Origin of the sequence: Pseudomonas sp. NFPP07 (genome assembly GCF_900115645.1) — a bacterium.
Taxonomy (GTDB): Bacteria; Pseudomonadota; Gammaproteobacteria; order Pseudomonadales; family Pseudomonadaceae; genus Aquipseudomonas; species Aquipseudomonas chlororaphis.
In genome coordinates, this window is record NZ_FOXG01000007.1 from 203,684 (window position 1) to 216,192 (window position 12,509).

The 12,509-nt window shown below is 65.1% G+C and carries 10 protein-coding genes; 4 read left to right on the forward strand and 6 right to left on the reverse strand.

The features are described 5' to 3' along the window. Nucleotides 1-90 precede the first annotated feature (90 nt). Together BM019_RS19300 and BM019_RS19305 are read left to right on the forward strand one after the other, a co-directional pair. Complete coding sequence (locus tag BM019_RS19300; protein ID WP_092419352.1) at nt 91-1,224, forward strand: TIGR03364 family FAD-dependent oxidoreductase; 1,134 nt, start codon at nt 91-93, stop codon at nt 1,222-1,224. Continuing rightward, on the forward strand, nt 1,224-1,778 hold the full coding sequence (locus tag BM019_RS19305) for a phosphonate degradation HD-domain oxygenase (RefSeq protein ID WP_092419355.1): 555 nt from the start codon (nt 1,224-1,226) through the stop codon (nt 1,776-1,778). Before BM019_RS19300 ends, BM019_RS19305 begins: the two co-directional genes overlap by 1 nt. Nucleotides 1,779-1,895: 117 nt before the next feature. Here the strand turns inward: BM019_RS19305 and BM019_RS19310 are convergent, their stop codons facing one another. Beyond that, entirely contained in the window at nt 1,896-3,284 is a 1,389-nt protein-coding gene (locus tag BM019_RS19310) for a GTPase/DUF3482 domain-containing protein (protein WP_092419358.1), read from the reverse strand. Further along, nucleotides 3,277-4,656 carry a DUF2868 domain-containing protein gene (locus BM019_RS19315; RefSeq protein WP_092419361.1) on the reverse strand — a complete coding sequence of 460 codons (1,380 nt, stop codon included), beginning with the start codon at nt 4,654-4,656 and terminating at the stop codon, nt 3,277-3,279. The genes BM019_RS19310 and BM019_RS19315 overlap by 8 nt, the downstream gene beginning before the upstream one ends. A gap of 96 nt (nt 4,657-4,752) precedes the next feature. Here BM019_RS19315 and BM019_RS19320 point away from each other — a divergent pair, with 96 nt between their 5' ends. Continuing rightward, nucleotides 4,753-5,265, forward strand: coding sequence for a dihydrofolate reductase (locus BM019_RS19320; protein WP_092419363.1), 513 nt, complete (start codon nt 4,753-4,755; stop codon nt 5,263-5,265). Nucleotides 5,266-5,483: 218 nt separating this feature from the next. Here the strand turns inward: BM019_RS19320 and BM019_RS19325 are convergent, their stop codons facing one another. Continuing rightward, complete coding sequence (locus BM019_RS19325; RefSeq protein WP_092419366.1) at nt 5,484-6,875, reverse strand: L-cystine transporter; 1,392 nt, start codon at nt 6,873-6,875, stop codon at nt 5,484-5,486. Nucleotides 6,876-7,115: 240 nt separating this feature from the next. Here BM019_RS19325 and BM019_RS19330 point away from each other — a divergent pair, with 240 nt between their 5' ends. After that, nucleotides 7,116-8,171, forward strand: coding sequence for an HAD family hydrolase (locus BM019_RS19330; RefSeq protein WP_062824325.1), 1,056 nt, complete (start codon nt 7,116-7,118; stop codon nt 8,169-8,171). A gap of 86 nt (nt 8,172-8,257) precedes the next feature. On the opposite strand, the gene ilvD is transcribed toward BM019_RS19330, so the two are convergent. The 3 genes from ilvD to BM019_RS19345 all read right to left on the reverse strand — a co-directional run bounded on the left by ilvD (nt 8,258) and on the right by BM019_RS19345 (nt 12,304). After that, nucleotides 8,258-10,099 carry a dihydroxy-acid dehydratase gene (gene ilvD / locus BM019_RS19335; RefSeq protein WP_092419369.1) on the reverse strand — a complete coding sequence of 614 codons (1,842 nt, stop codon included), beginning with the start codon at nt 10,097-10,099 and terminating at the stop codon, nt 8,258-8,260. A gap of 333 nt (nt 10,100-10,432) precedes the next feature. Then, nucleotides 10,433-10,891 carry an REP-associated tyrosine transposase gene (locus BM019_RS19340; protein WP_009046052.1) on the reverse strand — a complete coding sequence of 153 codons (459 nt, stop codon included), beginning with the start codon at nt 10,889-10,891 and terminating at the stop codon, nt 10,433-10,435. Nucleotides 10,892-11,107: 216 nt separating this feature from the next. Next, on the reverse strand, nt 11,108-12,304 hold the full coding sequence (locus BM019_RS19345; protein WP_092419372.1) for a class I SAM-dependent rRNA methyltransferase: 1,197 nt from the start codon (nt 12,302-12,304) through the stop codon (nt 11,108-11,110). Nucleotides 12,305-12,509 lie beyond the last annotated feature (205 nt).

The window sequence follows — 12,509 nt, forward strand, 5'->3', positions numbered from 1 at the left end:
GTCGACCGGCTGCTCCTACAGGGTTGGCCTTTGTAGGAGCGAGCTTGCTCGCGATTGACCTCGTAGGGTCATTTCCCAAGGACCACACCCATGAGCAACCACAACGACCTACTGATCGTCGGCGCCGGCATTCTCGGGCTGTCCCATGCCTATGCCGCGGCCAAGCGCGGTTTGCGGGTCAAGGTTTTCGAGCGCAGTGCCACGCCCCTGGGCGCGTCGGTGCGTAACTTCGGCCAGGCCCTGGTGACCGGCCAGCCGCCGGGCGTGATGCTCGACCTGGCCAGGGCCAGCCGCGGCATCTGGGGCGACTGGGCGCAATTGGCCGGCCTGCCGCTCAAGCGCAACGGCTCCTACCTGTTCGCCCGCACCGAGGCCGAAGAGCAATTGCTGCAGGCCTTCTGTGCCGGACGTGCGCAGGAACACGGCTACCGCGTCGAACTGCTGCGCGGCGCGGCCTTGAACGATTTGTACGGCGGCCGCTTCCGCCATCATCGCGCAGCGCTGCACGGCCTGGACGACCAGCAGCTGTATTCCCGCGAAGCCCTGCCGATGCTGATCGACTACCTGCGCCGCGACCTGGGGGTGGAGTTTCATTTTTCCACCCTGGTGCGCGACATCGAGCCCGGCCAACTGCACAGCACCGCCGGCAGCTTTCGCGCGGGGCAGATCCTGGTCTGTTCCGGGCATGACTACCAGACCTTGCTGGCCGAGCCGATTGCCGCGCTGGCGCCGCAGGTCTGCCGCCTGCAAATGCTCTGCGCCCGGCCCGAGGTGCAGCTGGACCTGCAACACGCGCTGCTCACCGGCTTGAGCTGCGTGCATTACGGCGCCTTTGCCGACCTGCCCGAAGCGGCGGCGGTGCAGGCGCAGATCCTGCGGGACGTGCCGCACCTGCACGAAAACGGCATCCACCTGCTGATCAGCCCGACGCCCTATGGCGAGCTGATCATCGGCGACTCCCACCATTACGGCAGCGACCCGTCGCCGTTCAATGCCGAGCAGGTGGACACCTGGATGCTCGAACTGGCCGAACACACCCTGGGCTGCAAGGTGCGGGTGGTCGAGCGCTGGCAGGGTGTCTATGGCGCCCGCGGCCCGGGGCCGTTTTCGTTCCTGCGCCCGGCCGCCGGGGTCAGCGTGGCGCTGATGCACACCGGTGTGGGCATGAGCGTCGGCCCGGCCATGGCCGAGGGCAATATCGCCCGTTTGCTGGAGGAAGCCTGATGCGGCCTGAGCAGCGGATCGCCGAGGTGTTCGGCCTGTACGAGCGCTTTGGCGACAGCGACTACATCGGCGAGCCGGTGTCGCAGATCGAACACATGTCCCAGGCCGCGCAACTGGCCATGGCCGAGGGCTTCGACGACGAAGTGGTGCTGGCGGCGTTCTTCCACGATATCGGGCATATCTGTGGGCAGGATGCCGAGAGCATGGGCGGTTTCGGCGTGGTCGGCCATGAGCGGCTGGGCGCCGACTACCTGCGCCGCGCCGGTTTCAGCGAGCGCCTGGCGCGGCTGGTGGAGTACCACGTGCAGGCCAAGCGTTACCTGACCTGCAAGGAGCCGGGCTACTACGAGCGGCTCAGCCAAGCCAGCCGGCGCACCCTGGAATACCAGGGCGGGGTGATGAGCGCCGAGGAGGCCCGGGCGTTCGAGCAGGACCCGCTATGCGCGGTCAGCCTGCGCCTGCGACATTGGGACGAACAGGCCAAGGAGCTGCGGGTGCCGGTGATGGATTTGCAGATGCTCAAGGACAAGGCGGTGCGGTTGTTGGCTGTCTGATCCGAGTCCTGCGGTGCCCGGGGGACAGCTATCGCGAGCAAGCTCGCTCCTACAGGGGAACGCATGTTCTGTAGGAGCGAGCTTGCTCGCGATGACGTAGGCGGGGGCGCCGCAGGCTTAACTGTCGACCACCAGCTTCTGCGCCAACACCTCGATCTGCTCCTGACGCTCGGCCTGGCTCAGGCGCGGCGCCGGGTTCAGCGACGACCATTGCGGATGGGCGCGGGCCTTGTTCAGCGCCTCCGGCAGCTTGCCCTCGCGCCAGCTCTGGTCCTGAGGCGTGGCCAGCTGGATGCTGCCCAGCGCTGCATGCCCGCGCACATTCAACGCTTGCACCAATTGCCGTTGGCGCAGGGCCAAGAGGCGCAGCACGCTGTCGTCCACGGTCAGTTCGCGCTGGCCCTTGAGCTTGCCCAGCAGGCGGCCGCCGTAGCTGCGAGCGGTTTGCAGCGCGCCACCGGCAATCGCCCCGGCCAGGGCCGCCGCGCCCAGGGTCAGGCCGCCCACCAGCAGATCGACGCCAGCCCCGGCCGCCGCGCCGGCGGCGATCCCGCCACCGACCCGCACGCCCAGTTGCTTGAGGGTTTCCGGGTTGAACAGGTCATCGCCCCAGCGCCCGTCGAGCAGCGGCACATCGCTGGCGGCGGCATCCTGCGGGCGGAAGGCGTAGAGCTTGAGCAGCGCCTCGACACAGCGCTGTTCGCGCTGGCGCACGGCCTTGCGCAGCTCGCCGATGGCTTGCTGTTCCTGCTCGACCTCGCTGACCACACTGCGCCGGCAGGCGGCGCAATCGATCAGCAGTTCGGCGATCAGCCGCGCGGCGCTTTGCTGGCGAGCCAGGCGCTGCGCCTGCTGGTCGGCGATCAGGCGTTCCAGCTGCGGCCGCGAGCTTTCCAGAAGCAACGCCAGGCTTTCATACAGCCGCCGCTCGCCATCCTCCGGCGGCGCCACGCTGTCGAACCGCACCAGTGCATGCAGGCCCAGGCGGGCCAGGGCTTCGCGCCAGTCCGGCTCGCGATGGTTGGCGCTGCTGACGAAGTTCAGCACCGGCAGCAGCGGCTTGCCGCAGCTGGCCAGGACTTCCAGCTCGTCGCGGTACTTGGCCAGTACCGGCTCGCGAGCGTCGATCACATACAGCCCGGCGTCGGAGTCCAGCAACTGGCGCAGCACCTTGGCTTCCTGTTCGAAACGCTGGCGCGCCTCGCTGCCTTCGAGAAACCGCGCCAGGCGGGCCGGGCCGTCCAGGCGCTCGCCGGGGTGCTCCAGGCGTTCCAGGTAGTCGAGCAGGGCGATGGCGTCTTCCAGGCCGGGGGTGTCGTACAGGTCGAGCAGCGGTTCGCCATCCACCGACAGCCGCGCGCCCTCGACATGGCGGGTGGTGCTGGGGCGATGGGAGACTTCGCCGAACCCCACGTCCCGGGTCAGGGTGCGCAGCAGGGAGGTCTTGCCGACGTTGGTGTGGCCGACCACCGCCAGCTTCAACGGTGGTTTGCGAGGATCAGTCATGCCCGGTCTCCAGCCAGTTCAGCGGTGCGCAATCGGCGAATGGCAGCTCCAGCTGTTGCAACGCCACGTGCCAGTCGCCCAGGCGTTCGGCGTCCAGCGCTTCGCCGGGCGGCGCCTGCAACAGCCAGATGCGGGTGGCGGTCGCGCTGCGGGCCAGTTCGGCGATCAGCGCCAGGCTGCCACGGTCCGGCGAGCGCCGTGGATCGCAGGCGATGGCCAGGCGCGCCGGCGGAAAGCGGCTCATCTGTTCCAGCAGCTTGTGCCGGGATTCGCGGCTGTCGAGGATGCCGGCGTCTTTCACCGTGGCCGGCAATTGCGGTGGCCAGGGGCGCTGGTCGTCCAGTTCGATGGCCACCAGCAGGGCGCCATCGCTGTCCTGCGCGCTGACGCCGCCTTCGACGCGGTGCAGCAGTTCGGGGGCGACATCGTTGATCCCCAGGCGTTCGCTGCTGGGCATCAGCGCTTCGCGCAGCTGGCTGTAGCCGGGGAGGTTGAGGTCCAGGCGCAGGCGCGCCTGCCCGTGCTTCCAGCGCCAGCGACAGAACAGCATCAACAGCAGGCGCGGCAGCACCCCGTAAATGATCAGCGAGGCCACCAGCCAGACGGCCCACATCTGGCGCACCAGTTCAGTGTTGTAAACATCCCGGGTGCTGGCGTGAATCATCTCTACGGTCGGTACGCCGAAACCTATGGCACGGGGTATGGCCGCGAGGGCGTTGGTGATCGCCACGAAGGCATCCGCGCCGAGCAGGGTGCTTTCCCAGTAGAACCCGTAGCGCTTGGTGATCAGCAGCATCAGCAGGATCGCCACAGCGCTGAGCAGGGCCAGCAGCCACAAGCCGTTGATCAGGGTGCCAATGGCCCAGCGATTGAGTTTGCGCCGTTGCAGCAACAGCAGCAGGGCGGGCGCCAGCTGCGCGGCCTTGGCGTCGCGGGCGAGCTTGGCGCTGAGCCACAGCCACAGGCGGCCGAGGCTGGCGCCGTGTTCGCCGGCGAACAGCAGGCCCAGGGCCCAGCTCAGCAGCAGAAGCAGGTTGAGACCGAGCAGGCTGCCCAGGGCCCAGAACACGTTGACCGGCGCCTGCCCGTTACCCAGGGCGGCGAAGGCCAGGCCGGCACCGCTGACCATGGCCAACACGGCCAGCAGCATCAGCGCCAGGCGTGCACCCTGGACCCAGTGGCGCAGGGCGGCGGCCAGGCCGTCGCGTTCGGCCAGCCACAGCGCGCGGTATTGGAGGCGGCTCGCCAGATCGCCGCCCGCAGTGCGCGCCAGGCGATTGGCTTCCTGGTCTTCCAGGGCGCCGGCGTGTTCCTCGCGCAGGCGTACGGCTTCGGTGAGCCAGAGTTTTTGCAGTGGGGTCAGTGCTGTCACGCGTCATTCCGTTGCTCAAATGAGCGCTGAGCATAACCGCTGTCGCGCTGATCGGGGTACGTTGCGGGGCACCGAGCCTCTGGTATCCTCGCCGGCATGAAAAAATCTCTCCCTCTCAGCCTGATCGCGGCCCTCGGTGAAAACCGCGTGATCGGCGTCGACAACAGCATGCCCTGGCACTTGCCGGGGGATTTCAAATACTTCAAGGCCACGACCCTGGGCAAGCCGATCATCATGGGTCGCAAGACCTGGGATTCGCTGGGGCGTCCGCTGCCGGGGCGGCTGAATATCGTGGTCAGTCGCCAGGCCGACCTGCGGCTCGAAGGCGCCGAGGTGTACCCGTCGCTTGAAGCCGCGGTGGCGCGTGCCGAGGAGTGGGCGCTGGAACAGGGCGTTACCGAGCTGATGCTGATCGGCGGTGCGCAGCTGTATGCCCAGGGCCTGGAGCAGGCCGATCGCCTGTACCTGACGCGCGTGGCGCTGAGCCCGGAGGGCGACGCGTGGTTTCCGGAGTTCGATCAGCAGCAGTGGAAACTGGTGTCTGACATGTCGAACCCGGCGGAAGGCGACAAGCCGGCCTACAGCTTCGAAGTCTGGGAAAGGGTTTAACCCCGTAGCCCTGTAGCCCTGTAGCCCTGTAGCCGCTGCCGAGCCTGCGAGGCTGCGATCGACTGCGGAGCAGTCGTAAAACCAGACAACCTGTTCTTCCTGAAACACCGCGTGTTCAGGTTTTGCGAGGACTGTGTCCTCGATCGCAGCCTCGCGGGCTCGGCAGCGGCTACAGGTCGCAGTCCCGTTCCGGGCGTGAACCCGGAACGGGGCTGGAATCAGGCCTGCGCCAGCTCCGCATGCTCATCGGCATCGAGCTTTTCTTTATCGGTCTGCTGCATGATCTGGCTGGTGATCGCACCGGCGGTCATCGAACCGCTGACGTTCAGGGCGGTGCGGCCCATGTCGATCAGAGGCTCCACGGAAATCAGCAGCGCCACCAGGGACACCGGCAAGCCCATGGCGGGCAGCACGATCAGCGCGGCGAACGTGGCGCCACCGCCTACCCCGGCCACACCGGCCGAACTCAAGGTCACTATCGCCACCAGGGTCGCGATCCACAGCGGGTCGAGCGGGTTGATGCCCACGGTCGGGGCCACCATGACCGCCAGCATGGCCGGGTACAGGCCGGCGCAGCCGTTCTGGCCGATGGTCGCGCCGAACGAGGCGGCGAAGCTGGCGATGGACTGCGGAATGCCCAGGCGGCTGGTTTGCGCCTCGATGCTCAATGGGATGCTCGCGGCGCTGGAGCGGCTGGTGAAGGCGAAGGTCAGCACCGGCCAGACCTTGCGGAAGAAGCGCAGCGGGTTGATTCCGGCCAGCGACACCAGCAGGCCGTGAACCACGAACATCAGGCCCAGGCCGATGTACGACACCACCACGAAACTGCCGAGCTTGATGATGTCCTGCAGGTTGGAGCTGGCGACCACCTTGGTCATCAGCGCCAGCACGCCGTAAGGGGTCAGCTTCATCACCAGGCGTACCAGGCGGGTGACCCAGGCTTGCAGGGTGTCGATGGCGTTGACCACTTTCTGGCCCTTGTCGGTGTCGTCCTTGAGCAGCTGCAGGGCGGCGACGCCGAGGAAGGCGGCGAAGATCACCACGCTGATGATCGAGGTCGGCTTGGCCCGGGCCAGGTCGGCGAAGGGGTTCTGCGGAATGAACGACAGCAGCAGTTGCGGGATATTCAGGTCGGCGACCTTGCCCGCGTAATCGCTCTGGATCACCTGCAGGCGGGCCATTTCCTGGGTGCCGGCCACCAGCCCTTCGGCGGTCAGGCCGAACAGGTTGGTCAGGGCGATGCCGATCAGCGCGGCGATGGCGGTGGTGAACAGCAGGGTGCCGATGGTCAGGAAGCTGATCCTGCCCAGGGACGAGGCGTTGTGCAGGCGCGCCACGGCACTGAGGATCGAGGCGAACACCAGCGGGATCACGATCATCTGCAGCAATTGCACATAACCGTTGCCCACCAGGTCGAACCAACCGATGGAGGTTTTCAGGACGGGGTTGCCGGCACCGTAGATGCCGTGCAGGGCAACACCGAAAACCACGCCCAGCACCAGCGCCAGCAGGACCTTCTTGGCCAGGCTCCAGGTGGTGTGACGGGTTTGTGCCAGGCCCAGCAGCAAGGCGAGGAACACCAGCAGGTTGAGGATCAGCGGCAGGTTCATTAAGGCTCCATAAGACTTGTGCCAATCGCTTGTGGCTGCGATTGCGAACCGGCAAGCCTAACAGCTTGATATCTAATGAATTAATATCAAAAACGCATTGGGGCTGTCGTTTTTGGAATAAGCCGCTGACGCTCAGGCACATGCCGGTGACGGGATCAGGACGCGGGCGGTCGCCCACAGGCGAGAATTGTCACAGCGATTTGTTAGCGTCGATCTCTTTAAATCAGGGAGAAAACGCCGATGAAACTCGCTCCGAAATTTCTGGTTGCCGCACTCTGCCTGGGCCTTGCCGGCCAGGTTCTCGCCACCGACTTGCAGCACTGGCCCGCGGACCAGGCCAAGCAACTGGACGCGATGATCGCGGCCAACGCGAACAAGGGTAACTACGCGGTGTTCGACATGGACAACACCAGTTACCGCTACGACCTGGAAGAGTCGCTGCTGCCGTTCATGGAGAACAAGGGCCTGATCACCCGCGAGACCCTCGACCCCTCCCTGAAGCTGATGCCGTTCAAGGATACCGCCGAGCACAAGGAAAGCCTGTTCAGCTATTACTACCGCCTCTGTGAAATCGACGACATGGTCTGCTACCCCTGGGTGGCGCAGGTGTTCTCCGGCTTCACCCTCAAGGAACTCAAGGGCTATGTCGACGAATTGATGGCCTCGGGCAAACCGGTGCCGGCCACCTATTTCGAAGGCGACGTGGTCAAGAACACCGAGATCAATCCGCCGAAAATCTTCACCGGCCAGAAAGAGCTGTACAACAAGCTGATGGAGAACGGCATCGAGGTCTACGTGATGACCGCCGCCTCCGAGGAACTGGTGCGCATGGTCGCGTCCGATCCGAAGTACGGCTACAACGTCAAGCCGCAGAACGTCATCGGCGTGACCACCCTGCTCAAGGACCGCAAGACCGGCGAGCTGACCACCGCGCGCAAGCAGATCACCGCCGGCAAGTATGACGAGAAGGCCAACCTCGGCCTGGAACTGACCCCTTACCTGTGGACCCCGGCGACCTGGATGGCCGGCAAGCACGCGGCGATCCTGACCTACATCGACGAGTGGAAAAAACCGGTGCTGGTGGGCGGCGACACCCCGACCAGCGATGGCTACATGCTGTTCCACGGTGTCGACGTGGCCAAGGGCGGCATCCACCTGTGGATCAACCGCAAGGACAAGTACATGGCCCAGATCAACGGCATGATGGCCAAGCACGCCGCGGCCCAGGCCAAGGAAGGGCTGCCGGTGACGGCGGACAAGAACTGGGTGATCGTCAAACCGGAGGACATTCAATAGGAGCAGCGGGAAGTTTCAAGCTGCAAGCTGCAAGTAAGAGCGGATTGGCTTTTTCTTGCGGCTTGTAGCTTGAGGCTTGTAGCTGCTTATAGGCCGTCGAGCATCGCCTTGTTGCGCACCGCGCCCTTGTCGGCGCTGGTGGCCAGCAGGGCGTAGGCCTTCAGGGCAGTGGTCACCTTGCGTGGGCGTTTTTCCACCGGTTTCCAGCCTTTCTTGTCCTGCTCGACACGGCGCGCGGCCAGTTCTTCGTCGCTGACCAACAGGTTGATCGAGCGGTTCGGAATGTCGATCAACACCTTGTCGCCGTCCTGAACCAGGCCGATGGCGCCGCCCGCCGCTGCCTCTGGCGAAGCGTGGCCGATGGACAGGCCCGAAGTACCGCCGGAGAAGCGGCCGTCGGTCAGCAGGGCGCAGGCTTTGCCCAGGCCCTTGGACTTCAGGTAGGAGGTCGGGTAGAGCATTTCCTGCATGCCCGGGCCGCCTTTCGGACCTTCGTAGCGAATGATGACGATGTCGCCTTCCTTCACTTCGTCGGCGAGGATGCCGCGCACCGCGCTGTCCTGGCTTTCGAAGATCTTCGCGTTGCCTTCGAAGACGTGGATCGACTCATCGACGCCGGCGGTCTTCACCACGCAGCCGTCCAGGGCGATGTTGCCGTACAGCACGGCCAGGCCGCCTTCTTTCGAGTAGGCGTGCTCGACACTGCGGATGCAGCCGTTTTCACGGTCGTCGTCGAGGCTCGGCCAGCGGGTCGACTGGCTGAATGCGGTCTGGGTCGGGATGCCGGCCGGGCCTGCCTTGAAGAAGTGGTGCACCGCTTCGTCGTTGGTCTGGGTGATGTCCCACTTGGCGATGGCTTCTTCCATGCTGCGGCTGTGCACGGTCGGCAGGTCAGTGTGCAGCAGGCCGCCGCGCGCCAGGGAGCCGAGGATGCTGAAGATGCCGCCGGCGCGGTGCACGTCTTCCATGTGGTACTTCTGGATGTTCGGCGCCACCTTGCACAGTTGCGGCACGCTGCGGGACAGGCGATCGATGTCGCGCAGGTCGAAATCGATCTCGGCTTCCTGGGCGGCGGCCAGCAGGTGCAGGATGGTGTTGGTCGAACCGCCCATGGCGATGTCGAGCATCATGGCGTTCTCGAACGCCTTGAAGTTGGCGATGTTGCGCGGCAGCACCGACTCGTCGTTCTCGCCGTAGTAGCGCTTGCACAGCTCGACGATGGTGCGGCCGGCCTGCAGGAACAGCTGTTCGCGGTCGCTGTGGGTGGCCAGGGTCGAACCGTTGCCCGGCAGGGCCAGGCCCAGGGCTTCGGTCAGGCAGTTCATCGAGTTGGCGGTGAACATGCCGGAGCAGGAACCGCAGGTCGGGCAGGCGCTGCGCTCGTACTCGGCAACCTTCTCGTCAGAAGCGCTGGAGTCGGCGGCGATCACCATGGCGTCGACCAGGTCGAGGCCGTGGGCGGCGAGCTTGGTCTTGCCGGCTTCCATCGGGCCGCCGGAAACGAAGATCACCGGGATGTTCAGGCGCAGGGCGGCCATCAGCATGCCGGGGGTGATCTTGTCGCAGTTGGAGATGCAGACGATGGCGTCGGCGCAGTGGGCGTTGACCATGTACTCCACGGAGTCGGCGATGATCTCGCGGCTCGGCAGCGAATACAGCATGCCGTCGTGGCCCATGGCGATGCCGTCATCCACGGCGATGGTGTTGAATTCCTTGGCCACGCCGCCGGCGCGTTCGATTTCGCGGGCGACCAGCTGGCCCAGGTCCTTGAGGTGCACGTGGCCCGGGACGAACTGGGTGAAGGAGTTGGCAATGGCGATGATCGGCTTCTTGAAGTCGTCATCTTTCATCCCCGTGGCGCGCCACAGTGCGCGGGCGCCGGCCATGTTGCGGCCGTGGGTGGATGTTTTCGAGCGGTAATCAGGCATGGAGCACTCCGGGCGGCTAATCAGGTAACAAATGGGGAGTGAGCTTCTATTGACCCCTGGAACACTCAGAAATGGCCGTGTGTCCTGAAGCTGCCGATGACGCCGCGGGATCGCCGCGCGCCTCAGCCTGAGCTCATAAACCCGCCGGGGGATGACTGGCGATGAATCTCGCGATTCTACACCGCTGGCGCCAGGAAGGAATGGTGCGAATGACCGGCAGTAAGAACACGCAGCCCCCTGTAGGAGCGAGCTTGCTCGCGATCAGCCGCCAGGCTGAAATCCGGCGGCGCCTGCAAAATGGCTATCGCGAGCAAGCTCGCTCCTACAGGTCGATCAGAGCCAGATGGCGTCCCATAGGGGGTAGTCGCCGATGCGCCGGACCAAACCAGCGCGCAGCGGGTTGGCGATGATGTAGCGGGCCATGGCTTTCAGGTCTTCGTCACGGCGCAGGGCCCGGTCGAAATAGCCTTTCTGCCAGACAGGTTGCGAACTGTTGCGGATGCGGTTGATAGCCCTGGCACTACGGGATTTGCTGCCTTGCATCAGTTTTGGCAAGTCGCCGCTGTGCAGTTCGATCAGCCAGTGGAAATGGTCGGGCATTACCACCCAGGCTAGCGAGGTTGCTGCGCCTGTTTGTTGGGCATGCCTGAGTTCGTCGACTACCCGGCGACCCAGGTGCCAGTCGTGGAAGATCGCCGAACGGTTTCGGGTGACAGCCGTGAGCAGATAGATACGGCCTGATTCCGAATAACGACCGAGGCGCAGGCGATGGGCATGGGGGGTGTTGGACATTCCGTTGTCCTCTTCGATGGATGGAAGAGCAACGGTAGGTGCTGTGAAGAAGGCTGTCGTAGTGACAATGGGACTGAATGTATCTGTAGGAGCGAGCTTGCTCGCGAAAAAACATCAGGTACCGCGATCCGGCAGGGCGGGCGCGTTATCGTTGACGTTTCTCGCGAGCAAGCTCGCTCCTACAGGTTTTGTGACGCCTTGTGTAGCGGTTAGCGGTTAGCTGTTAGGCAGCAGGCGGCAGGTGATGCTCTTGATGTAGCGGGTTTCCGGGATGGCCGGGTGTACCGGATGGTCCGGACCCTGGCCGCCGCGTTCCAGCAGCTGGATATTGCGGTCCAGGTGGCGGGCGCTGGTGAGCAGGATGTTCTGCAGGTCGTCTTCGGGCAGGTGCATCGAGCACGAAGCGCTGACCAGGATGCCGTCCTTGCTGAGCAGGCGCATGGCCTGTTCGTTCAGGCGGCGGTAGGCGCCTTCGCCGTTCTTCAGGTCTTTCTTGCGTTTGATGAAGGCGGGCGGGTCGGCCACGATCACGTCGAAACGCTCTTCGGCGGCCTTGAGCTCTTTCAGGGCTTCGAACACGTCGCCTTCGATGCAGGTGACTTTCTCGGCGATGCCGTTGAGCGCGGCGTTGCGCTCGACACCGTCAAGGGCGAAGCCCGAGGCATCGACGCAGAACACTTCGCTGGCACCGAAGGCGCCGGCCTGCACGCCCCAGCCGCCGATGTAGCTGAACAGGTCCAGCACGCGCTTGCCCTTGGCGTAAGGCGCCAGGCGGGCGCGATTCATGCGGTGGTCGTAGAACCAGCCGGTCTTCTGGCCTTCCATCACCGGGGCCTCGAACTTCACGCCGTTCTCTTCCAGGGCGACCCACTCCGGCACCAGGCCGAACACGGTTTCCACGTAGCGGTTGAGGCCTTCGGCGTCGCGCGCGGCGGAGTCGTTCTTGAACAGGATGCCGCTGGGCTTGAGGACCTGGAGCAGGGCGGCGATCACGTCGTCCTTGTGCTGTTCCATGGTCGCCGAAGCCAGCTGCACGACGAGGATGTCGCCGAAACGGTCGACCACCAGGCCCGGCAGCAGGTCGGAGTCGCCGTAGACCAGGCGGTAGAACGGTTTGTCGAACAGGCGCTCGCGTAGCGACAGCGCCACGTTCAGGCGGTGCACCAGCAGCGACTTGTCCAGCGCCAGCTTGGCGTCGCGCGACAGCAGGCGGGCGCAGATCAGGTTGTTCGGGCTCATGGCGACGACGCCCAGCGGCTTGCCGCCGGCGGCTTCCAGCACTGCCTGGTCGCCTGCCTTGAAGCCGTGGAGTGGGGTGGCGGCTACATCGATTTCGTTGCTGTAGACCCACAGGTGGCCGGCGCGCAGGCGGCGATCGGCGTTGGCTTTGAGGCGCAGGCTTGGCAGGGACATGACGTCGCTCCGGAAAAAAGAGCGGGAGTATAACGTGTTGCGCTCGCCGAGAGGCTGGCGAGTGGATATGCGGTGACAGGGCAAACCCGCCGTGGATACCCCGCGCCTGGCCCGGCATTGCCCCGAGGCGCCCGTTGTAAAGTTCCTTCCGGCTGGCCATGGGCGCCATCTAAAGGGTTAGAATCGCCGCCTAGCCCAGAGTGCG